Raw genomic sequence first — 23,302 nt, 5'->3', positions numbered from 1 at the left:
TCCGTCCCCATTGCCAACCCTGTTGCCGCCATATTGTCTCGGCGCTTGGGTAAGTTTCGCTAGTTTTCTATCACAATGTCAATAGTGGTTTGTTTTCTATCATTTATAGAACAGCCGGATTGAGCGCCAGATTTCCTCGTGGCGGCTGCCGGTGTTGCGCTATCATCGAGTTGCCGTGGCGTCGGCAGTGCGCGCGTTTGCCAGGAATCAATGTCGCAGGTGACAGCGTTTCAGCCTCTTGAGATCGATCCGGACACAGCGTCCTGGGTCGCCGGTCACGCGGACCGTCGCTGGGCGACCTTTCTCGGCTATTGGCAGGATCTGGCGGCACGGTTGGGGCGAATGCCCGCCCGCCGCGATCTCGATCCGGTCGCCATCTCCGCCGCCTTGCTGCCCAGCCTGTTTCTCGTCGATATCCTGCCGGCAGATCAGGAGGTCGCGCGCATCCGCTTCCGGTTCCGTCTGCTGGGCGCTGAAATTACCGCCCGGGAAAAGGTGCGCGCTGGGGACTGTCTCGACAAATTCGGCTCTCTTCAGGATCTCGCCGACATCGAACGCCAATATCATGATGCCATGGCCTGTCGCATCTATGTGCGTAGTGCCACCTTGCTATGGGAGGCGCGCATCAAGGATCACATCGCCTATAAGGTCATCCTGCTGCCTCTTGCCGGAGATAACGCGGCTGGCGGCGGGGGAACGATCGCCCATCTCATCGGTTGCGTGGTCTATGAGGATGAACGACGAACGCTGTAAGTCATTCGGACCGCTTGCCGACGGCATATGGCCGGCGTTAAAACCAGCGGCCACTGTGGCCAATCGACCGATCCTGCCGGAAAGGCCCGACTCTCTATGAACGCCTCGCCAACCCAATCCGCCCCTGGCACATCATCCGTGTCGCCGGTCTCAACCATACTGCGCCGCTTCGGCCCTTGGATGATTCTGGCCCTGGCCGCCTTGGGGGCCGGTTTCTACGTGCGCTATGGCCTCATCGAATCGACGCCGACCGGCCTCATGTGCCAAGGCAGCGATCCTGCCTGGTTCTGCGCCCCGCGCCTCTGGGTGATCCAGTTCAATTTCCTGAATGGCTGGAGCTGGGCGGCACTGGCTGGCGGCACCCTGGCGATCCTGTTCGGCTGGCGCCCCGCCATCGCCTTGGGCATCGCCGCCGGCGCCGCCGGCCTGGTGCTCTACAATGCCGGCCCAGCTGGTTTCGGTTTCCTGCTCGCGCTGATGCGCTTGGTCCGGCGCTGACTTCATAAGAAACGGACGCCYCAAAAATTGACGCACTAAATTTGACGGGGGCGGCACTAGCAGTTAGCGTTGCGGGGCAAATTTCAATCAATAGTGACAATTGGTGATGTCCGACGACGCTTTTGCACCGCGCGGATCCACGACGCTGGCAGAACCTGTGCGGCCGCCGCGACGGTGGCTGGCCTTGCTGCTCAGCCTGGTTGTGCCGGGTCTTGGCCAGCTTTATGCCCGACATCCGCCGCGCGCCTTTTTTTGGATGATCTGCTGGTCGGTTGCGATTGGACTCTGCTTCAGCCCCTTCCTGTTCGTCTGGCCGACACCCTTGCGGGTGATCGGTCTTTGCCTGACGCAGCTCGCCATCACCACCACCTGCCTTATTGATACCTGGCATTGCGCGCGCCGGGCCGCAGGCCAGGTGCTGGCGGCACCGCCCTGGTGGGCTTATTTTCTTCTCATCATTGGCACCATGGGATTGTCATATTTTCAATCGACCTGGCTGCCTCATACCAATGTCATTCGACCCTTCGACACCCCGGCCAGCAGCATGGAACCTTCCCTGCGGGTAGGTGACGTGTTCTACGCGGCGACGGCACCGCGCTTCCGGCAGGACATCACCTACGGGGATATCGTCATCTTCCAGCGCGACGGAACAAATTGGGCTAGACGGGTGGTCGGCCTGCCGGGGGATCGAATCTCATTCTATGACGGCAATTTGGTGATCAATAACGTCGGCATGCGTCTCTCGGCTCATGGGTTTGATACCCCCGCTCCACTGAAAGAAAAAGGGGGCAAGGGTTTCCCGCTTTTTCTCGAAACCATGCCAAACGGCGCCGTTCACGAAATCAAGCGGCTCAGGCCGGGTCCTACGCAGTACGACGATTTGACTGTTACAGTGCCGACCAACAGCTATTTCGTGCTTGGCGATAATCGCGACCATACGCTCGACAGCCGAAACTTTGGCACCGTTGCGGCGCAGGATGTGATCGGTCGCGCCGCCTTTATCTATTGGTCGTCCGATTGGGCGCGGATCGGTCAGAGCCTGGCGACACGCTGATCTGCTGAGTGCGAACGGAATGCCCCATGCCACGCGCCCGCAATGCTGAAGGCGAAGATCAGCAGCAGGCCGCACCAGGACAGCGCCTGCCAGTTGAGCGGTCCTTCGTTCCAGGCGATGAACAGCGCGCAGCCGATGAAGATCACGGACAAGGCCCGCTCCTCACGGCCATCGTCGATCGGCCGCAGCCAGCGGCGGTCGCGCATCTGCAGGAGCAGGAAGGCAAAGGCCGGCAGCGCATAGGTTGCCAGCGGAAAGCCGCGATAGCGGCTATCAAAGGCGAGTGCCAGGGCGACCGTCGCCGCGCCGAGCAACACGGCCAGGCGCAGCAAAGCAACAAACGGCACCGGTCTCGTGCGGAAGGCGATCAGCCAGGAAACCGCCTGGCCGAGCGGCGCCGTGGCGAGGCCCGCATCCGCACGCAAGGCCAGCAGCAGCACCGCCAGCGATTGCAGCACCAGCCCGCCCTCAACGGCATAATCCATCCTGGTGACGGCGATAAGCAGTGCCCGATCGACCGCGAGTACGATGAGTGCACCGCCGGCGAACGCACCGAACGCAAAGCCGAATGCATCGCGCAGATTCCGCGCCGGCGGCCGCGCAAGGGCCAGAGCCAGCAGACCGATCAGAATCCCGGTACCGGCAAGATAGGGCCAGTTCGGGTGATTGCTGACCGGCTTGAACCAATCGAATTTGGCGTGCCGCGCGCCGTCGAACAGGCCCCAATAGCCGCCGACGGCACCTTCCTGATGCCGCTTCCAGGGCTGGTCGAACGCTTCGATGAAATTGTAATCGAGATCATGGGCCTTGGCGTAGACCAGGAAATCTCGCAGATAGCGGGCCTGGTCGACGATGCTGGGAATGGCATCTTCGCGTGCGCGGCCGGCCGACGGCCAGCCGGTCTCGCCGATCATCAACCGGTGGCCCGGGAACTGGCGCTGCATTTCCTCCATGACATATTCGATGTGCACGACGGCATCGCTCGAAGGTGCTGGATCATCTTCCCAATAAGGCAGGATGTGGATGGTGAGATAGTCGACGGAATCCACCAGCACCTGCGGCGCCTTTTGCCAGAAGCCCCAGACATCGGCATAGGTGACGGGCACGCTGGTCGCAGCCTTGACGCGCTTGACCAGGGCGGCCAGCGCTTCCCCACTCTGCTCGCCGCGCAGCAGCACCTCATTGCCGACGATGATCGCCTTCACCGCCTTGGGATGCGCGTTGGCGAGGGCGATGGCCTTGTCGATCTGCGGTTCGAAATTGAGCGGGTCGCTGCTGATCCAGATGCCGAGCAGCACCTGCATGCCGCGGGCTTCGGCCAGCGGCACCACCTGATCGAGCCCCTGATCGGTCGCATAGATGCGCACGCAATCGGTGATCGGCTGCAGCTGCGCCAGATCCTCGTCGATCTGCGATGGCGGGATCATCAGGCTGCGATCGTAAGGCGTCTGGTCGCCGCGGAACGGCGTGTAGCTGACGCAATGGAGCTTCGGCTCGGGTGCCGGCGGCAGGTCGACACTGCGCCCAAGCCAGGCCCAGAAACCGATCGACAGCATGATCGCCAGCAGCAGCGGCAATCCCCACAGCTTCAAACCGAGCTGGTCAAGACCAAGCGGGCGCAGCATCCAATTTCCTTTATGCGGCTTCTTTGGCTTCAGCTGCGGTCTCGATATCGGGTGCCGCACCGCTGGCCACGGCCAGGGCTGCGGTCAACGACGTCTCTGGGCTGCTTGGCCGCTGGCCGATGCGCAGGGCGTTGATCATGGACAGAACCAGTGCCGAGAAGAAGGGCAGGGACTGCACGAACAGCAGGATGGCCCAGAGGAAGGCCGCGGGTTCCAGGCTGCGCTCTTCAAGCGTCCAGATGCCGCATCCGACCAGCGCCAGGAAGATCGCGGTCTCTTCGCGCGCCGCCACCAGGCCACGCAGGGCCGCCGGTGCGTTCTCCATCTTCGGCGTGCGATGGAATGGCAGGTTCGAGGTGAAGATGCCGCGCCACACCGCCTTGCCGACGGCGTAGGAGAGGGCAAGGCCCGCGAGTGACGCGCCGATATTGTCGAGCAGGCTGCACGGCACTTTCTGGGCATAGAGCCAGAAGGATTTGCCGACCTTGAACACGAACATGCCGATGGTGACGAAGAGATAGACGGTGAGCGGCGGTGCGATGAATTGCGGCCACACGATCATGCCGATGGTCCAGGCGATGGCGAGTGCAATGAACGAGATCTGCAAGCCATCGGCGATCCAGGGCAGCCAGCCTGCCAGGAACTGATAGCGCTGTGCCGGCTCCAATCTCTTGCCGCGGAACGGCAGAAGGTCGCGCCAATGGCTTTTCAGGATCTGCATCGCGCCATAGGCCCAGCGATAGCGCTGTTTCCTGAAGGCGTCGAAGCTGTCCGGCATCAGGCCGCGGCCATAGCTCTTCTCGGTATAGACCGCCTTGTGTCCCGCTTCGAACAAGCGAAGGCCCAGCTCGGCATCCTCGGTGATGCACCATTCTGCCCAGCCACCGGCCTGCGTCAGCGCCGAGCGGCGGATGAGCGCCATGGTGCCATGCTGGATGATGGCGTTCTTCTCGTCCCGGCTCTTCATGCCGAGATAGAAGAAACCGGCATATTCCCAGAAGCACATGCGCTTGAAGAGGTCTTCATGGCCGTCGCGGTAATCCTGCGGCGCCTGCACCAGTGCCACCTGCGGCGTGGTGAAATGCGGCACCAGGTCGGAAAGCCAACTCGCGCGCACGATATAATCGCTGTCGATGGTGGCGATGATCTCGGCCTCGGGATGCGTTTCGGTGAGTGCATAGTTGAGCGCACCCGCCTTGAAGCCCGGCCATTTCGGCAGATGAAAAAAGCGAAAGTTCGGCCGGTTCAATGATTTGATATAAGCCTCGACCGGCTGCCAGACAGCATCATCCTTGGTGTTGTTGTCGATGATGAGGACTTCGAAATTCGGATAGTCGAGCTTCTCCAGTGCCTGGATGGTCTCGATCATCATATCGGGCGGCTCGTTATAGCAGGGCACATGCACCGATACCTTGGGCAGTTTCCAGCTGCTGTGGATGGGCGGCGGGATGAGGCTGCGCTTGGTCTGTCCCAACCACAGATTGACCGCCATCTCCAGCCCCTCGATGAGGAAGATGGCCAAGAGCAGCAACACCGCCGGCGCCACGGCGACCATGGCGATGATGTCGTAGAGGGTGAGGTAAAGCTGGCTGTACTGGGCGTAGATGAGGACACCGGTCAGCACGCCGCCATAACCCAGCAGTGCCACGAAGAAACGGCCGCGCCGCTTCATGCCCAGTTCGGTGCGCATGAGAAACAGCACGAAGGGCAGGCCGATCACCACCGAGGCGATGGCAAAGGCCGGCCAGTTGGCGAAGTTGATGAGGTTGCCCTGAAGGGCGGGCTTGGGTTGCCGGTCGGCGTTCCACAGGCCCCAATAGGCACCAACGCCACCTTCGACTGCGATCTTCCACGGCTGATCGAAGGCCTCGATCACGTTGTAATCGATGTCAGCCTTCTTGGCTTCGAGCAGGAACTTGCGCAGGAACAGGCCCTGATTGACGGGCGAGGCCACGGCACCGCCCTTGCCCTGATATTCCGGGCCTTCCTCCGGCAGGGTCGAGCGGGTGAGACCTTCGCTCGGCCAGCCGATTTCGGCGATGAGGATGCGCTTGTCGGGAAACTTCTCCTGCACCGTGTGATAGCGGTCGAGCGTCCACTTGATCGCCTGGTCAATGCTGATGCCGTTCCAGAACGGCAGGATATGGATGGCGATGTAATCCGTCTCATTGGCGAGGTCCGGATTGTTGAGCCAGATGTCGAACGGCTCGGCGGTGGAGACGGGCAAATCGCTGCTGGCGCGCACACGGCGCAGATAGCCGATCAGTTCCGCCTTCAGTTCCGGATCGGCATAACCTTCCTTGAATTGCGGATCGGTCTCGCCCTCCTTGAGGGCCGGATTGGCCTTCCGGGACAGCTCCACGACACGGTCCCGGTTCATGCGGTACCGGTGCAGGAATTCGTTGCCGACGATCAGCTGGTTGACGCCGCCCACATCGTGGCCGATCGACACCAGGCTGGCGATCTCTTCCTCATTCTTCTTGAGATCGGTATCGATCCAGGCACCGGCGGTGACGTTGAGCCCCAGTTCCGCGGCCATTGCCGGAATACGTTGCGACATGCCGGTTGCTTCATAGGTGCGGATCGAGCGCGCCTGGCCTGCCACCAATTGCAGATCCTGCCGGATCTCTTCGGACGTCGGATCGCGCTTGGCGAGCGAGGTCGGGTCCTGCCGCCAGGCGGAATAAGAGACGCCCCTGAGGTCGCCCTGGAATGGATCGGCATCGATGGTCGGGTTCATCACGAACCACGCCGCGGCGACCATGGCAGCGACCGCGAGGCCGATGAGCCAGTTACTGAAACGCATGTCTGTCCCGAACCCGAACGCCATCCCGGTGGTGCTGTGCGCATGCCAATATGGCGGCGCCCGGCCCCGGCCGATTGATTGCCCGATTGATTGCCTGTTTCACATCCGCCGCCCGGGTTTTCACGACATCCCTGCCCGCTCGGCTACTGCAATGCAAAATCGCCATTTTCCGGAGATTTTGCAAGGGGTAGACCGGGCGCACCCGTTACAACATCGCGTGAATGCCGTGACGCCGCATGCGCCCGCGCGCATCCCGTCTTAACCATGCCGCCGGGAATGTGGTTCCGTGAACTTGGCCAGATATAAACCCTCTCCCTTTAGGGGGAGGGTAGGGTGGGGGCATGGGTGATATTTTTCACAGGGCGAAACGGACGTCGCCCCCGCCCCGGCCCTCCCCCTAAAGGGAGAGGGAGGAAAGCGGCCTCAGCCCAGTTCCTTGAAACGTTCCATGCCCTGGACCAGCGCCGCCCTGGTCCCCGGCTCCATGGCCGAATGGCCGGCATCGGGCACGACGGTATAGCGCGCCTCCGGCCACAGGCGGGATAGATCATCGGCCGAGCGGATCGGGCACACCAGATCGTAGCGACCCTGCACGATGAAGGCCGGGATCTTGCGGATCCGGTCGATATTCTCGAGAAGAAAGTTCTCGGGCAGGAAGATGTTGTTGGCGAAATAATGGGCTTCCATGCGCGCCAGGCCCAGGGCCAGCGTATCGCCGGAAAAGGCCTGGACCGTCTCGGGGCTGGGCAACAGGGTCGAGCAGCTGCCCTCATAAATGCTCCAGGCGCGGGCCGCCGGCATATGCACCTTGGGGTCGGCATGCATCAGGCGCTTGTGATAGGCCGCCAGCAGATCATGGCGTTCCGCCTCCGGGATATAGCCGGAAAACTGGCGCCAGGCCTCCGGCGCCAGTTCCTTGAGGCCATAGAGGAACCAGTCGATTTCCGACTTCCGGCACAGGAAAATGCCGCGGAGCGCCAGGCCCCGCACCCGGTCCGGGTGGAATTCGGCATAGGCCAGCGCCAGGGTGGATCCCCAGGAACCGCCGAAAACAAACCAGGAATCGATGGAGAGATGGCGCCGCAACCGCTCCATATCCTCGATGAGGAGGGGCGTGGTGTTGGCCTTTATCTCGCCCAGCGGTTTCGAGCGGCCGCTGCCGCGCTGGTCGAAAATGATGATGCGGTAATGTTTGGGATCGAAAAACCGGCGATGGCTGGCATTGGCACCGGCCCCGGGACCGCCATGCAGGAACACCACCGGCACGCCGTCCGGGTTGCCGCTTTCCTCGAAATACATGAGATGGGGTTCGTCGAGCGCAAGCTCCCCCGTCCGATAGGGTGCGATGTCGGGGTAAAGATCCTTGGGCGGCATGATTCCGGAATGTCCTGGCGGGATGATGAGGTCTGGCTGGCCCGTGTGGGTCTGCCCGCCGTTATAGCATGCCGATCCCGGCGGCTCACAAGGCCCGGACCCATCGCGGCCTGGAACCATCGCGCATTTGTGACGTTGGTTCGGCTGGGACCGTCAAAAAAGGTACCGAATCGCGGCAGGCGCCGCGTTAGTATCCGGCCGATGAGTCCATTGGAATCGGTCCCGGAGCCAGCCCGCATGCGCAGCACGCTTTTCCTTCCCACGTTCCTTCTTGCCGGTACAGCCTTGCTGCTTTCCGGCTGCATGCAGGCAACCAGCCCGGCCACGGGCCGCACCTTCTCGACCAGTGTCACCGAAGCGCAGGAAAACCAGATTGGTGCCGAGGAGCATCCCAAGATCCTCGCGGAATTCGGCGGTGCCTACGCCGAGAGGCCGGCCCTCAACACCTATATCGACAGCGTCGGCCAGTTCGTGGCGGCAACCGCCGAACGGCAAGACGTCAAATATACTTTCACCGTCCTCGATTCGGCCGAAATCAACGCCTTCGCCCTACCGGGCGGCTATGTCTACATCACCCGCGGTCTCTTGGGCCTTGCCGTCAACGAGGCTGAAGTGGCCGGTGTGCTCGGCCACGAGATCGGCCATGTGAATGCCCGCCACACCGCCGAACGCATGGGCCAGCAGCAGAAGGCGCAGGTGGGTGCCACCATTGCCACCCTGTTGGGCGCTATTCTCGGCGGCGACCAGGGTGCGCAGATGGCAGGCGCCGTCAGCAACGAAGTCGCCGCCGACTATCTCGGCAAATATTCGCAGGACCAGGAGTTCGAAGCCGATTCACTGGGTGTCCGCTATCTGAAGCGCGCGACCTATGATCCGCAGGCGATGGCAACGTTCCTCAGTGCACTGAATGCCGACACGCATCTTGAGGCGCGTCTCGCCGGCAACGAGGCCGCGGCCGATACCTACAGCATGAAGCAATCCCACCCGCAGACCGCGGACCGCGTGCAGCAGGCGATCAACCAGGCCGGCCCGCCGGTGCCCGGCGCCATGATCGCACGCAATGAATTCCTGACCAAGATTGACGGTATCATGTGGGGTGACAACCCGCAGGAAGGCGTCGTCAAGGGTCGCGACTTCATCCATCCAGGCCTGCGATTTGCCTTCACCGCACCTCCGGGCTTCAAGCTCAAGAACACGGCGACGGCGGTCATCGGCCAATCGAAAAATGCCGGCATGATCTTCGATATGGCGGATGGCACGGTGGGCGATCTCGTCGACTATGTGCAGACCCAGTGGAATCCCAAGGCGAAGATCACCGACGCCCAACGCATCAACATCAACGGCATGGAAGCGGCGACCGGCATTGCCCACGGCACCATCAACGAACAGCCGGCAACCATCCGCCTCATCGCCGTGCGCTTCCCGGACAACCATGTCTTTCGCTTCATGTTCGCAGCCCCCTCGCAGGGCTTCAACAGCCAGGATGCGCAGTTCGGCGCCACGGCCAACAGCTTCCGCCAGATCACGGCCGCCGAGGCCGGCGGTTACAAGGCCAAGCGCATCCGGATCGTCACGGTGAAGGCGGGCGATACGATCGAAAGCCTCGCTGCCAACATGCAGGTCGATGAGGCCAAGGTCGATTGGTTCAAGGTTATCAACCGCCTGGACCAGGGCCAGCCCCTGCAGGCCGGGCAATTGGTGAAGATCGTCTCCTATTGATCATTTTCTAGGTGCCGTGCGATAGAGTGCGGCATGGCACGCGTATCCGACCCAACGGCTTGGCGCTACCCGATCTGGCTGGTGCTCGCCGCGACCTTCGGCGGCCTCGCGGCGCTGGCGATTGCGTTGGTCGCTGCTGTGATCAATTACATCGCCATTGAAAACACCACGGACCTGCTCAACATATTGGTCGATCGGGAGATCACCAATCTTGAGAAGTCATTAGAAGGCGAGCTCGACCCGGCGCTGGAGCAAGTGCGCTTCCTGTCTGGTTATGTGGCCAGTGGCCAGGTCGCGGTGGACGACAATCAGCGCCTTTCCGATTTGCTGATGGGTTCCCTCGCCGCTTCGCCGCAGCTGACAGGGGTGAGCTTCATCCACCCCGACCTCACCGTCGTGGAAGCGGCGCGACAGCTCGACGGCAGGCTCTATGTTGCGCGGATCGATGACGGCTTGCGCAAGGCTGGCTATCGGCGGGCGCTGCTGCTGGGCTCTGTGGCGCATGACCCGATCTGGGGCACTCCCATCTTCATTCCCGAACTCGACAAGTCGGTGATGTCGGCACTGGCACCGGTGCGTCACAAGGGCGAGTTGATTGGGGTCTTTACCGCTGTGGTGTCACTGCCTCAGATATCCCAAAACTTGAAGGATCGCAGTGGGCCCGAAACCACGCCCTTCGTACTCGGTGAAAATGGCATGGTGTTTTCGCACCGGCAATTGTTTGGCGGCGATTTCCATCTCAGCGAAGATCGCCCGCTGCCGCGCTTCGACGAAATCAACGACCCGGTCTTGGCACAGTTCGATCCATCGCTGGCCCGAACGGTGACGCCGACCAATCGGCTGAATTCGGCGTTCCAGGAGCAGGACGTCACGGTGGGCGGCGACCAGTACCTTATCATCTTCAAGCATTTTCCGGAGCTCATCGGCCAGCCGCTAACGATCGGCGTTTATCTGCGATCTTCCGTGGTGGCCAGTGTGTTCGAGAAATTGGAATTGACTCTCTACGGTGCAGCTGCCGTCATCTTCATCGCCGTCATCCTCGCCCTGATCCTTGGGCGCCGCATCGGTTATCCCATGCATTCACTGGCGGATGCGACACGCCGTCTGGCAGAGCTCGATTTCGGTGGTGCGCCGACATTGCAGCGCAGCCGCTTCCGCGAAATCGATGTGGCCGCCAATGCCTATAACAGCATGCGTAGCGGGCTTGGCTGGTTTTCGACCTATGTGCCGCAATCGCTGGTGCCGCATCTCATGAGTTCGACCAGCAGCGACGTGCTGGCCTCGCGCGAGGTCGAGGTGACGGTGCTGTTCACCGACATCGTCGGCTTTTCCGGCATCTCGCAGCGCCTCAGTCCGCGGCGTCTCGCGGCCTTCCTCAACCGGCATTTCACCTTGCTGGGCAGCCACATCGGGGCGGAAGGGGGCAGCATCGACAAATATATCGGCGATTCCATCATGGCCTTCTGGGGGGCGCCGGAAGCGCAGGAGGATCATGCGCTCCGTGCCGTGCGCGCGGCCCAACGCATCAGCGCACGCCTCACCGCCGACAATGCCAGGCGCGCCCGCAAGGGCCTCGCACCCGTGCGCATCCGCATCGGCATCCACAGCGGCCGGGCCATCGCCGGTAATATCGGGGCGCCGGGGCGCATCAATTACACGCTGGTCGGCGACACCGTGAACATCGCCCAGCGCCTCGAACAATTCGGCAAGGAAGTCGATGACGGCACGCGCTCGGTCATCGTCAGCCTCAGTGCCGACGCAGCAAAGCTCCTGCCGCCCGATATCGCGTTGACCGCGCTCGGTGAAGAGACCCTGCCAGGCCGCACGACGGCGACCGAGATCTATCGGCTGGAATAGACGTGCCGTTTCCTACAGCAGATGTGTGACAAGCTGTGTTGCCGGATCGTTGACCAGATCGTCGAAGCTGTTGATGCTGTGATTTGCCGTTCCGATCCCGACGAATGTCAGCGTTGAGCCATTGCCGAAATCGACCACGACATCGCTTCCGGCGCCTTTGTCATTGAAGGTCGCAGCTAGCAAAAGCAAATCTTCCAGAATATTGCCGTCATGGTCCGCATCAAGCGCATCGGCAAAGGACAGCTTGTCCTCAAGCTTGTTGAAATCGGTGATCTTGTCATCACCCTCGCCGAAGGCGTCGAAGGCGAAGGTGTCCTTGCCCGCCCCGCCGGTCATGACATCGTCGCCGATGCCGCCAAAGAGCGTGTCATTGCCGATCCCGCCCTTCAGCGTGTCATTGCCTTCATTGCCATAGAGGGTGTCGTTGCCGCCGCCGCCATCCAGCACATTGTTATGATCATTGCCGGTCAGGAAATTGTCGAGCGCATTGCCGGTAAGGTTGAGCTTGGTCCAATTGCTGTCGCTGGCATCCAGATTGTCGAAATTGGCAGCCAGAGTAAGCGTCGTGATGCCGGTGGGCTCCGAAACAATCGGATCATGCAGGATGATCGTGTCATTCCCGCCGCCCGCCGCTTCCGTCAGCGTATCTTCCAGTTTGCCGAGGGTGCCCGAGACCATCAGATTGACATGATAAACATCGTCGCCGGCACCGCCGTTCAAACTGTCGATTCCGCTGCCGCCGGTCAGTTCATCGTCGCCAGCGCCACCCAGCAGCATGTCCTTGCCAGCATCGCCTTCCAGGGTGTCCTTGCCGGCCCCCCCGGTCAGGGTATCGTTGCCGTCGCCGCCGCTCAGCGTGATGGCGATGGCGCTTACCAGCACCGCGGCATTGAGGTTGTTGTTGAGGTCGTTGCCGATGAGCGACGTCACGTTGCTGCCGGCGGTGACGACGACATTCTCGATTTTCTGGCCGGCGAACCTGGTGCCGAGATCCAGATTGACGCTGGTCAGGATCTTGTCCGTACCGGCACCGTCAGCCTCGAAGATGAGATCATCGCCATCGTCGATGACATAGGTGTCGCTACCCAGGCCGCCTTTGAGCGTGTCCACGCCGACACCGCCGGTCAGCTTGTCGGCACCGCTGCCGCCGGTCAGGATATTGTCCGCGCCATCGCCGCTAAAGGTCCAGGCGGACGTCCCGCTATAGGTATAGTTCTCAACGCCCGCGAAATGCCCGGTCGTGAGCAGCGTGGTGACGACCGTGTCCTTCCCGTCCGAAGCTGTTTCGTCGGCCGTCTCGCCAAGCGTGTCGATATAATAAATATCGTCGCCATCGCCACCCTGCATGACGTCCTTGCCGGCGCCGCCTTTGAGGGAATCGTCGCCATCGCCGCCGATCAGCGTGTCGTTGCCGGCGGCGCCATCCAGGATATCGTCGCCCTTGCCGCCATCCAGCGTGTTGCTCATGGCATTGCCGGTGAGCTTGTTGTCGGCATCGCTGCCGGTCACATCACCGGCGAAATTCCCCAGCAGCGTCACATGCTCGATCTCGGCGAGATTGCCGTTGAGGTCGAAGCTGCCGACCTTGGTCAGGGTCAACAGCACCGTATCGTCGCCCTCATTGGTGCCTTCCGTGAGCGTATCGGAATCCCCGGCGATGTAGGTATCATCACCTTCGCCCCCGGTCAGCGCGTCATTGCCCGTGCCGCCTTTGAGCGTGTCGTTGCCCTTGCCGCCTTTGAGCGCATCGTCACCAGCGCCGCCATCCAGCACATTGTCGCTGTCATTGCCGGTGATGATGTTCTTGGCGGTGTTGCCGATGAGATTGAGCCGCGTCAATCCGACAGCCGACGCATCCAGATTCTCGACATTGGCGGCCAAGGTCAGCACCGTCGTGCCGGTCGGGTTGAGGTTGAGAAGGTCGCGGAGCTGGATCTCGTCCGCATCACCGCCACCAGCGGCTTCGATGACACTGTCCTCCAGCTTCGCGACCGTGCCGGCGAGCGCCAAGTCGATAATATAATGGTCGCTGCCGGCACCGCCCGCAAGTTTGTCGATGCCAATGCCGCCATCCAGATCATCATCGCCGGCGCCGGCGTTGAGGGTATCGTTGCCCTTGCCGCCGAGGAGAATGTTCGCCCCGGCACTGCCCGTGAGGACGTTGTTGAGATCGTTGCCCGTGCCGTTGCTGTTGCCGCCGGTCAGGATCAGATTCTCGACGAAACCGGTCGGGCTCAAAGTATAGCTCACCGAGCTTTTTACCGTGTCGATGCCGCCGGCGGTACCGGCGATGGATTCATCCACCACATCATTCGTGTCATCGACCAGATAGGTGTCAGCCCCCTTGCCACCGGCCATCTCATCGATGCCGGTACCACCATCGATGAGGTTGGCGCCGTCATTGCCATAAAGCTTGTTGGCACTGCTGTTGCCGGTTGCTGTGAGCGCTGTGCCCAACAGATAAAGATCTTCGACGCCGTCCGAGAGCGTGTAGGAGACGAACGATTTCACGGCATCATTGCCGTCCGCAATGTCTTCGCCCTGGACCTTGTCGCCGAGATTGTCCACGAGATAGGTATCGTCACCGAGGCCACCGGCGAAGGTATCGTTGCCGGTCCCGCCATCCAGAACATCGTTGCCGGCCCCGCCATCCAGGGAATCGTCACCGGCGCCGCCGAGCAATGTGTCGTCGCCCTTTAGGCCCTGCAACATGTCGTTGCCGAGACCACCGTCGATCTGATTGTCGGCATCGTTGCCGGTCATCTCGTTGACGAGCGCATTGCCGATGAGGTTGAGCTTGTTGTTACCGCTGTTTGTTGCATCGACGGCCTCGACATTGGCGGCCAATGTCCAGGTCGCGGCGGCAAGGTCGAAATCGCCGCTGCTGCGGATTTCCACGCTGTCATGGCCTTGGCTGGCACTCTCGATGATGATGTCTTCCACCACCGCCATGCCGGCGGCGTTCACCAGATCGAGGCGATAAAGATCGTCGCCCTTGCCGCCCTGCAGCGTGTCCTTGCCCTCGGCGCCGTCCAGATCGTCGGCGTTGGTCGTCCCGATAAGGATGTTGTTGAGCGCATTGCCGACGCCGGCATGCGCGGTTCCGGTCAGGGTAAGATTTTCGACATAGTCGACCAATGTCATGTCTTCGTCAGACTGAACCGTGTCGATGCCACCGTCCGCAAGCTCGACAATCGTGTCGGACGTGTTCGCGACGTATAAATCGTTGCCCTTACCGCCGGTCAGAATGTTCGCGACATCGTTGCCATAAAGCTTGTCGTTGCCCGTGCCGCCGGTCGCATTCTCGATGGTGACACCGAAGGCGATCGCCAGATTGTTGACGGCCGTCTGGGCATTGTTCTTGATGCCGATCGAGCTGAACGAGCCGGCATGGAGATCGATGATGACGGACCGGATCTGGTTGGACGCGTCGATGGTGTCGACACCGCCGGCATCCCAGAGGGTCTGCAGGGTTTCCTCGGAATTGCTGAAACTGTAATTGTCGTCGCCGTCATGGAACGTCGTGTTGGCGCCGTAGATCGCCTGGATCGCCAGGATGTCATAGAGCATCAGGCCGGAGGCTTCGATCGTAGCATAGGGGCTGAGATCGTATCCCATGATGGAATACATCTGGCTGTTCTCTTTGCCGTTGAGAAAGACCTCGCCGCCGCCCTCGCCGTCATTGAAAGGGTGAGACAGGCCAAGCGCATGGCCCAGCTCATGGATCATCGTCGAGAGGCCGAATTCACCCGGCTCCAAGTCGAGATTCGGTGCGTAAGTGGGATCGATCCAGATGTCGCCGCCGATGGAGGAGCCGCTGGGATAGTAGGCCCAGGCTGCTGCGCCGAAATTGCCCGGATAGCTGCTGAACGCGACGCGGATGTCACCGACCGAGCTCGACGTTTCAGTGACTTCGTTGAAGGTAATGTTGGCGACGTTGGAGAAGGCCGCGAGCGCAGTACGAAAGGCGTCTTGTTCCGCGCCGGTCGTCAGTCCGCGGTAGCCGCTCGAGAACGGCTCGAGCGTCTGGAAGCCAGCCTTATATTGGTTGGTGTCCCATGTCGAACCGATGGTCGGAAAACTGTAGCTGATCGTGTTGCTGGTCCAGCGCGTGCCGGCGATGAGGGCGTCGATCCTGTCATCTCCAACAAGCGCGACATTGGAGACGGAGCTGCTATTGAACGGGGTCGGCATGCTTCATCCTCAACAAGTGGTCGCAGCGCTCAAGGAGAAGCGATACACGGCAGCAATCTTCAGGTCGGGCAGTCATTGGAAACACCTGCGGAGATACCTGTGAAGCATAGCGCCGCATCAAATTTAGAACGACTGAATCTAATACAATCGATGGCAAAAATCTTGTCAATCACCGGCCCAACGCCTGACATGAATGTGAGTTGAGAGTGCCGCGCAGCCGGTTAAATTTTGGTAACCATATTTGGTAACCATAAATAAATGCTGTCTTGCGGAGAGACGGAAAAATCGGCCATCGATTCCCTGAAGCAATGCCGACTACCGGCGTTGATCAAGCCTCGACGAGATCCAGCAATTCGCCCTTGGGGTCGAGGAGGGCTGCCAGCGCCTTGCCGCCATAACCGCAGCCGCCGTCAAGCGTCATGGTGAAGGCGCTCATGGCTGGCCCCGCATGCTGGCGGTCATAACCCCGGATCACTTTGAGGAACTGGCCATAGGGATGGTCCATGGCGCCAAAGGCGCTGCCGCCCCACCACAGGCTGTCGCCCTGCGCCGAGAGCGGCCGTTCCGGGTCGAGCCCGGCATGAACGAAGAGCAGGCCCAGATCGTCGGTATAGGCCGCACGCCGGATCGAGGACATGAGGGCCGCATGGCCGGGCCGCGCCTGCTGGGCGGCGCGCAGCGAATTGGTCCAGCGCGTGATGGCCAAGGCACCTTCACGGCAATGGATGATGCCCTCCGCCGGATCGCCGCCATAGGCGGTGATGGTTGGTCCCACACCCTGCTGCAGGAGCCAGGGCAGCACCTCGCGCGGGTTGGGCGCGAATTGCAGCTGCAGCAGCTTGTTCCACATCTCCTCCTGCTGGCCGCGCAGATAGACGATGTCCTCGGCGAACATGATGGGCCGCGCCAGGATCTGGCGGCGGAAGGTGATGATCTCAYCCATCGTGCCGGTAACGTCCGGGCCCCGCCCCAGGAACCCGCCCAGATAGACGATGCGGTCGCCGGGGTCGAACTGTTCGGCAAGATAGGCGTGGAGGGCGCGCAGCCGCGCCATGTCGCCATGCACGGGGGAAATCGCCCAGATGCGGCTGGGTTTCTTCAGGATGGCGAATTTGTCTCGTTCTTGCATGCGGCTGATCGACAAGGCGACTCGGGGACGTGATGCCGGATCATAGCATGCAAGACAGAATGATGACGCCCAGCTGGAAACACTCGGCCAAAAAACACCCCGGCCGGTTTCCCGGCCGGGGTGCCTTAAGCAAGCTGCAAGCGGGTTCAGTTGACCACGGTATAGTCGATGTTGAACCCGGCATTCTGGAGATCCTGGACCGAGGACCAGCCCTGGTTCTGCACGCCGTTGAGTTCGACGGTGCCGCCATTGAAGCTGAACATCACATCGCCATCGGCCGAGGAACCGACGAAGACATTGGGCGACCCGGCACCGTAGGGATCGAGCAGTTCAAGCGCATCCTGCAGCGGATCGAAATCGGTGATCACGTCATTTCCCACCACCGCATCGACCTGCCAATGGAACGTGTCGTGGCCGGTACCGCCTGTCACCACATCGTTGCCGCTGCCAGCATGGATATGATCGTCGCCGACGCCGCCATTGATGGTGTCGTTGCCACCCTGGCCGAACAGATAGTCGTTGCCTTCGCCGCCGGACAGCGTGTCATTGCCGTCGCCGCCACCGAGATTGTCATTGCCCTTGCCGCCCGAAATGACGTTGTTGCTGCTGTTGCCGTCGATGTCGTCGTCGAAATCGGACCCGATCAGATCCTCGATATTGCTCACCTGGTCGTTGCCGCCAAAGGTGCTGCCGTTCATCTGGATATAGACGCCGTGGGTCGATTTCGAATAGTCGACCGTGTCATGGCCGGCACCACCGTCCATCTTGTCGTAGCCGGCACCGCCATCGAAATAATCGTCACCGGCGCCGCCGGTCAGCGTGTCGTTGCCGTCACCACCAAAAAGCTTGTCGTTGCCGGTGCCGCCATCCAATTTGTCATTGCCGGTACCGCCGTCCAGAAGATCGTTGCCGCCCAGGCCATTCAGCGTGTCGTTGCCGCCATTGCCATAGATGGCATTGGCATGGGATTCGCCGTTGAGCACGTTGGCGGCATCGCTGCCCTGGGTGGTGCTGTAATAGACTTGGCGATAGATCTGCCCGGCATAGAGGGACGCATCGAGCGCATTGAGGTCCATCAGGCGTTTGGTCGGATCTTCGAGCATAGGGAAACTCCCGGGCTACTTGGTTGCTGCGTGATCGCATTGACAAGTAGTCGGGTGGCGCACACCGCTGGTTCGGCGCTTGTGGCCCGCCTGTGATGACGGTCACCGCAACAGAATGTGAGCGGTGGCTGGCGGGCTGGGTAATCGCTGGCGGAAACCGGCCCGTTTCAAGCGCAAAGGTGCCCCGGGCGGCGCGAAGAGGGGGCGGTGCGAAGAGGGGGCGGCGCAAAAGAGGGAACACCCCCGACGGATGGACCGGAAGGGGATCCGGGAACCATCCGTCGTTAGCGGTCATGCCGCTCGGGGAGCCTCTCTGAGGAGAGAGCTTGTCGACTGAAGGGCGCGGGTTACGCGGCCTTCATCACCTGATGCAGGCGCTCGGTGGCGGCTTGTTCGTCCATGCCTTCGATAGCGGCCAGTTCACGCACCAGACGGTCGAGAGCGGCCTGATAGATCTGGCGTTCGCTATAGGATTGATCCGGCTGGTCGGCATTGCGATGCAGATCGCGCACGACCTCGGCGATCGAGACCGGGTCGCCGGAATTGATCTTGGCTTCATATTCCTGGGCGCGGCGCGACCACATGGCGCGTTTCACGCGGGAACGGCCCTTGAGGGTCTGCAGCGCGGTTTCCATGACCTTCTTGCTCGACAGCTTCCGCAGGCCGGAATTCTTGGCCTTGGCGACCGGCACACGCAGCGTCATGCGGTCCTTGTCGAACAGGATGATGATGACCTGCAGGCTGTGGCCGGAAATCTCCTGGCTCTCGATGCCCATGACCTTGCCGACGCCGTGGGTCGGGTAGACAACGAAATCGCCCTTGCGGAAACCCAGATCCTTGTCCTTGGCGGCCACTGCCTTCTTCGCTTTGTCGATCACATCCAGCTCCATGTCATCCGATCCTGATTCACGTCACTATCCGGCCATCCGCCCCGGTGAAATCGAATGGGGGGCATCCTCGCCCGGTATCAAAACAAAACTTGGGTCACACTGCTCAACGACCTCAAATCTGGGGGCGTTGCTCCACCTAACTGCCTGCTGCCGAGCCATCGCCGCAGCGCACCCGGCATTTTCTCGATCGGGTCCTTCGCGCGGGACCCTGAAGCGTCATAATTCCTGACTCAAAGCCGCAACAAACCTTTCCCGGGTCCTGTGAGATTCCGAGTCTGGTTCGATCTTAACTTTTAGGTTTGGACGGGCGTGAAAAGGTTAATCTTTCCAACGAATTCCGCCCCAACGACCTTCCCCAGATTTATACCAAAAACTGGGCTGGAATTCAAGGAAAGGCAGTTATGCGCTGCGCGCAGTGACTTTAACCACCGGCTGTAGCGTCGTGGCTTAGGTGGGCATCAAAATGTGGAATCGCAAGCGCGACATAGCAGCGCAATAGGACTATAATCTTAGAAACAAAAAGTGAATATCAGTTTTTGCCCGGAGTCGAGCCGCCTGGAAACCTGGCCCAGAATCACCCTGGTCCGGAATGACCCGAATCTATGAACGAAATCCTAGAGGTCGAGCTTGGACCCAATCAGGCCTTGCCGGGTTCCGGGTTGAAATGCTTCTCGAACTTGTCGGCGACACCCTTCCACTCGTCGGCATCGGCCGGGGCTTCGCCCTTGCGGGTGATATTCGGCCATTCGGCGGCGTATTGGCGGTTAATCTCCAGCCATTTGTCGGTTCCGGCCTCGGAATCGGGCAGAATGGCGTCGGCCGGGCATTCCGGTTCGCAGACGCCGCAATCGATGCATTCGTCCGGGTGGATCACCAGCATGTTCTCGCCGACATAGAAGCAATCGACCGGGCAGACCTCGACGCAGTCCATATACTTGCACTTGATGCATGCCTCGGTAACGACATAGGCCATAACGGCTGCTCCTGAAGACGGCGGGTCGCCAATAATAAATCGGTCGCTGGGGTTGCTAGCATAGGGTTCAGGGTGGCGCAACAGCATGCCACGCACGGCGGCCTTGCGCCTAATTCCGACGCCCCCGATAGGCCAATTTTTTGTGTTTAATCGTCACCGGTCCCATCGTCGCCCATCAGCTCATCGAGCGCGCGGCGTTCACGCTTGGTCGGGCGCCCGGCGCCGGCATCGCGCTGTGGCGGATCGCCTTGTACTTCGGTGACGCCCTTGGTCCGTGGCGGCGGGGGCGACAGATCTTCATAAAGCGCCTGCGCCTCCGGGGCGGGACCACGCCGCGTGCCCGGTGCCAGCACCTTGATGACGCGGATATGATGACCCAGCGGAAAGGTCAGCACGTCGCCTTCCTTCACTTGGCTGTGCGCCTTCGCGATGACCGTGCCGTTGACCCGGATCCTGCCGCTGGCAGCCAGCGTGGTGGCAAGGCTGCGTGACTTCAGGAAGCGCGCGAACCATAGCCATTTGTCGATGCGCTGCGTCTCGCTCATGCTGGTTCACCTGCCGGCGCTGCCGGGCGCTTCTTGCGCCGCCGGCGCTTGCCCGGCTTTTGCGGCGCCGGGACCGCATCGCGCGCCAGCAGCCGCTCCTGCAGCACCGACAAGGCGGCAAAGGGCGAGTTGGGGTCGAGTTTCGCCAATGGGACTTGATGCTGTGGGCGCAAGGGTTTGGATGACACGGTCTGTGGCTTGCCGCGCTTGGGCCGTTGCCTCGCCCGCACACCGCCCGGCAGCGTGGCGCGCACGCCCAGCAGGCGCATCGTCTGGCCCAGCTCCTCGGGGCTCATGTTGAACTTCTGGGCATTGGCTTCGTCGGCACTCAGTGTCTTTGCCGTCGCCGCCTCGCGCAGCTGCAGCGCAAGGCGCTCCAGCTCGCCGAAGGTATAGGCGCGGCCGGCGACAACAGACTTGCCGCCAGCCATCTGCCAGGCGGCAAGGCCGATGGCATCGAGGCGTGCTGGATCGGGCTTGCCCTCGGCATCGATGGCGAGCCGATGCCAGAGGGCTGCCAGCAGGCCCAGGAGCCGCCGCTGGCGCCGGTCATCAAGACGCCCCATCCAGATGGTGACCGCACCCAGGCGCACGCTCAGGGCGGCAAGCGCCTTGCGGTCGGCACCCGTGAGGGCGGCAAGCTGTGCCCGCACGGCCTCGCGCGGCAAGGCGCCGAGGCCCTCGCTCAGCTGATAGACCAGGCCGCGCGCCGCCGGCTCCAGCCGGGCGGCCTGGGCGAGATAGATCGGGTGCAGGCGGTGGCGCAGCAATCGGTCCAGCCAATGCCGCAAGCGCTGGTCGATGGCGTGGCGCTGCCGCCCGTCGATGAGGTCGATGGATTTCAGCTCGATCATCGGCCGCAAGGGCTGGTCGCCGCGCACCAGGCGCGCCAGCTGTGTTTCGCGCCAGCCGATCAGCCCGTCCGGCGACAGCTTGAAATCGCCATCGGGACTGGCCACCAGTTCGGCGACACGGATGCGCAAGGCTGGGCCTAGCACGCGGCGTGCAGCCGCGAGCAGCGGCCGTGCTTCCTCGGAATTCGCGTCCACCGCCGGACAGAAATCGAGCCCCTTCAGCTGCCCGACCTCATGGCCCTCGACGGTGACGATGCCATCCGCGCCGACCGCACTGTCGAGCTTGCCGCCATCGATCATGCGGCGATGCAGGGCGGCGTGGCGCCGGTCGACAAAACGTTGCGTCAGCGCGTCATGGAGCGCATCCGAAAGCCGGTCCTCGATCTCCTGCGCGCGGCCCTGCCAATGACCRGCGTCGCCCAGCCACTCGCCACGCTGGGCGATATAGGACCAGGTGCGAATGTGGGCGATGCGTTGCGTGAGATGATCGATATCGCCGTCGACCCGGTCCAGCCTTTGCATCTGGTCGGCGATCCAGTCGGTGGGGATGCGGCCCAGCGCCAGGCCGCGCCCGCCGGCCAGATGCCGGAAGATCTGCCCCAGCAATTTCAGATGCGCATCCGTCATCAGCTTGCGGAAATCCGGCACCTGGCAGACTTCCCACAGCAGCATGACGCGCGCCTTGCTCTGTGCCAGCGTGCGGATCTCCTCGTCGCGGGCGAGGGCGGCGAGGGACTGATGATCGATGGCCTCCTGCTGCCGCACGAGGCCCGGATGCGGCGAGCGCGCATCAAGGCTGCGCAGCAAACCGTCCACCGAGCGGAAGTCGAGCTCGGCATTGCGCCACATCAGGAAATGGATGGGATCGACGCGGTGCGCCTCCACCGCCTCGATGAGGTCGGGGTCCATCGGTCCCACATCCGCCGTGGTGCCGAAGGTGCCGTCGGTCATGTGCCGCCCGGCACGGCCCGCGATCTGCCCGATCTCGGCGCGGCTTAAGGCCCGCATCGACCTCCCGTCGAACTTGCGCAGGGCAGCAAAGGCGACATGGCCCACATTCATGTTGAGGCCCATCCCAATGGCATCCGTCGCCACCAGGTAATCGACCTCGCCGGCCTGATAGAGATCGACCTGGGCATTGCGCGTGCGCGGGGACAGCGCCCCCATGACAATCGCGGTCCCACCGCGCTGCCGGCGGATGAGATCGGCGATGGCGTAGACGTCGGCGGCCGAGAAGGCGACGATGGCGGAACGCGGCGGCAGGCGCGTGATCTTCTTGGTGCCGGCATAGGTGAGTGTCGAAAAMCGCGGCCGGTTGACGATCTCGATCCCCGGCACCAGCAGCCTGACCCATGGGGTCGCTGCCTCCGACCCCATGAACATGGTCTCGTCCAGCCCCCGCGCCCGCATCAGCCGGTCGGTGAAAATATGCCCGCGCTCCGGGTCCGCCGCCAGCTGGATCTCGTCGACCGCGACGAAGGCCACCGGCTTGTCGAGCGGCATCGATTCCACGGTACAGAAGAAATATCGCGCCCCGCGCGGCACGATCTTTTCCTCGCCGGTCACCAGGGCGCAAGCCTCCGGTCCCAGCGACTTCACCGCCCGGTCGTAATTCTCGCGGGCAAGGAGCCGCAGCGGAAAACCGATCATCCCCGACCGGTGGCCCAGCAACCGCTCCATGGCCATATACGTCTTGCCGGTATTGGTCGGGCCGAGGACCGCCGTCAGTCTTTCGGATCCGGGGCGCAGCGTGGGAGCGTTCATGATGTAGCAAGAATTGGCGCGGGGGCGCCCGGAATGCAAGGGTCAGTCGCGTTGTGCCAAAGACATGACTATCCCCCTCTCCCCTCGCGGGAGAGGGTCGGGGTGAGGGCGGGAGAGGGCTAGGGTGAGGGGGTGCTGGCGTTCAGTCTCGTCGGGCCCCCCCC

16 protein-coding genes are annotated in these 23,302 nt (G+C 62.0%); 6 read left to right on the top strand and 10 right to left on the bottom strand.

The window, feature by feature from the left end:
* Positions 1–219 precede the first annotated feature (219 nt).
* The 3 genes from AC1DWZ_RS23780 to lepB all read left to right on the top strand — a co-directional run bounded on the left by AC1DWZ_RS23780 (position 220) and on the right by lepB (position 2,305).
* On the top strand, positions 220–753 hold the full coding sequence (locus AC1DWZ_RS23780) for a PAS domain-containing protein (RefSeq protein ID WP_477171448.1): 534 nt from the start codon (positions 220–222) through the stop codon (positions 751–753).
* A gap of 138 nt (positions 754–891) precedes the next feature.
* Entirely contained in the window at positions 892–1,251 is a 360-nt protein-coding gene (locus AC1DWZ_RS23775; RefSeq protein ID WP_477171447.1) for a hypothetical protein, read from the top strand.
* Positions 1,252–1,435: 184 nt separating this feature from the next.
* Complete coding sequence (lepB, locus tag AC1DWZ_RS23770) at positions 1,436–2,305, top strand: signal peptidase I (RefSeq protein WP_477171446.1); 870 nt, start codon at positions 1,436–1,438, stop codon at positions 2,303–2,305.
* Here lepB and AC1DWZ_RS23765 read toward each other — a convergent pair.
* Together AC1DWZ_RS23765 and AC1DWZ_RS23760 are read right to left on the bottom strand one after the other, a co-directional pair.
* Positions 2,284–3,930, bottom strand: coding sequence for a glycoside hydrolase family 17 protein (locus AC1DWZ_RS23765; protein ID WP_477171445.1), 1,647 nt, complete (start codon positions 3,928–3,930; stop codon positions 2,284–2,286). The genes lepB and AC1DWZ_RS23765 overlap by 22 nt on opposite strands.
* 10 nt (positions 3,931–3,940) lie before the next feature.
* A complete protein-coding gene (locus AC1DWZ_RS23760; protein WP_477171444.1) occupies positions 3,941–6,736 on the bottom strand; it encodes a glycosyltransferase in 2,796 nt (931 codons plus the stop codon).
* Between AC1DWZ_RS23760 and AC1DWZ_RS23755 the strand changes: the two genes are divergently transcribed.
* The gene (locus tag AC1DWZ_RS23755) at positions 6,714–6,998 is read left to right on the top strand and encodes a hypothetical protein (RefSeq protein WP_477171443.1); all 285 of its coding nucleotides are present in this window, start codon (positions 6,714–6,716) and stop codon (positions 6,996–6,998) included. The genes AC1DWZ_RS23760 and AC1DWZ_RS23755 overlap by 23 nt on opposite strands.
* A 161-nt stretch (positions 6,999–7,159) precedes the next feature.
* Here AC1DWZ_RS23755 and pip read toward each other — a convergent pair whose 3' ends face one another.
* Complete coding sequence (gene pip / locus AC1DWZ_RS23750) at positions 7,160–8,110, bottom strand: prolyl aminopeptidase (protein ID WP_477171442.1); 951 nt, start codon at positions 8,108–8,110, stop codon at positions 7,160–7,162.
* A gap of 237 nt (positions 8,111–8,347) precedes the next feature.
* Between pip and AC1DWZ_RS23745 the strand changes: the two genes are divergently transcribed.
* A complete protein-coding gene (locus tag AC1DWZ_RS23745; RefSeq protein ID WP_477171441.1) occupies positions 8,348–9,829 on the top strand; it encodes a M48 family metalloprotease in 1,482 nt (493 codons plus the stop codon).
* 33 nt (positions 9,830–9,862) lie between these two features.
* Entirely contained in the window at positions 9,863–11,686 is a 1,824-nt protein-coding gene (locus tag AC1DWZ_RS23740; protein ID WP_477171440.1) for an adenylate/guanylate cyclase domain-containing protein, read from the top strand.
* Between the two features lie 12 nt (positions 11,687–11,698).
* On the opposite strand, the gene AC1DWZ_RS23735 is transcribed toward AC1DWZ_RS23740, so the two are convergent.
* The 7 genes from AC1DWZ_RS23735 to AC1DWZ_RS23705 all read right to left on the bottom strand — a co-directional run bounded on the left by AC1DWZ_RS23735 (position 11,699) and on the right by AC1DWZ_RS23705 (position 23,138).
* A complete protein-coding gene (locus tag AC1DWZ_RS23735; protein WP_477171439.1) occupies positions 11,699–15,880 on the bottom strand; it encodes a M10 family metallopeptidase C-terminal domain-containing protein in 4,182 nt (1,393 codons plus the stop codon).
* Positions 15,881–16,208: 328 nt separating this feature from the next.
* Positions 16,209–17,009 carry a hypothetical protein gene (locus tag AC1DWZ_RS23730; protein ID WP_477171438.1) on the bottom strand — a complete coding sequence of 267 codons (801 nt, stop codon included), beginning with the start codon at positions 17,007–17,009 and terminating at the stop codon, positions 16,209–16,211.
* Positions 17,010–17,155: 146 nt separating this feature from the next.
* Entirely contained in the window at positions 17,156–18,112 is a 957-nt protein-coding gene (locus tag AC1DWZ_RS23725) for a calcium-binding protein (protein ID WP_477171437.1), read from the bottom strand.
* A gap of 347 nt (positions 18,113–18,459) precedes the next feature.
* Positions 18,460–19,002, bottom strand: a complete 543-nt coding sequence (locus tag AC1DWZ_RS23720; protein ID WP_477171436.1) for a CarD family transcriptional regulator — start codon at positions 19,000–19,002, stop codon at positions 18,460–18,462.
* 637 nt (positions 19,003–19,639) lie between these two features.
* Positions 19,640–19,975, bottom strand: coding sequence for a ferredoxin FdxA (gene fdxA, locus AC1DWZ_RS23715; RefSeq protein ID WP_477171435.1), 336 nt, complete (start codon positions 19,973–19,975; stop codon positions 19,640–19,642).
* 146 nt (positions 19,976–20,121) lie between these two features.
* On the bottom strand, positions 20,122–20,520 hold the full coding sequence (locus AC1DWZ_RS23710) for an RNA-binding S4 domain-containing protein (RefSeq protein ID WP_477171434.1): 399 nt from the start codon (positions 20,518–20,520) through the stop codon (positions 20,122–20,124).
* The gene (locus AC1DWZ_RS23705; RefSeq protein ID WP_477171433.1) at positions 20,517–23,138 is read right to left on the bottom strand and encodes a helicase-related protein; all 2,622 of its coding nucleotides are present in this window, start codon (positions 23,136–23,138) and stop codon (positions 20,517–20,519) included. The genes AC1DWZ_RS23710 and AC1DWZ_RS23705 overlap by 4 nt, the downstream gene beginning before the upstream one ends.
* Between the last annotated feature and the right edge of the window lie 164 nt (positions 23,139–23,302).

The organism is Dongia sp. P2_B8 (assembly GCF_056404715.1).
Note: the sequence above shows the minus strand (reverse complement) of the source record. Positions and strands in the feature narration are given on the sequence as shown.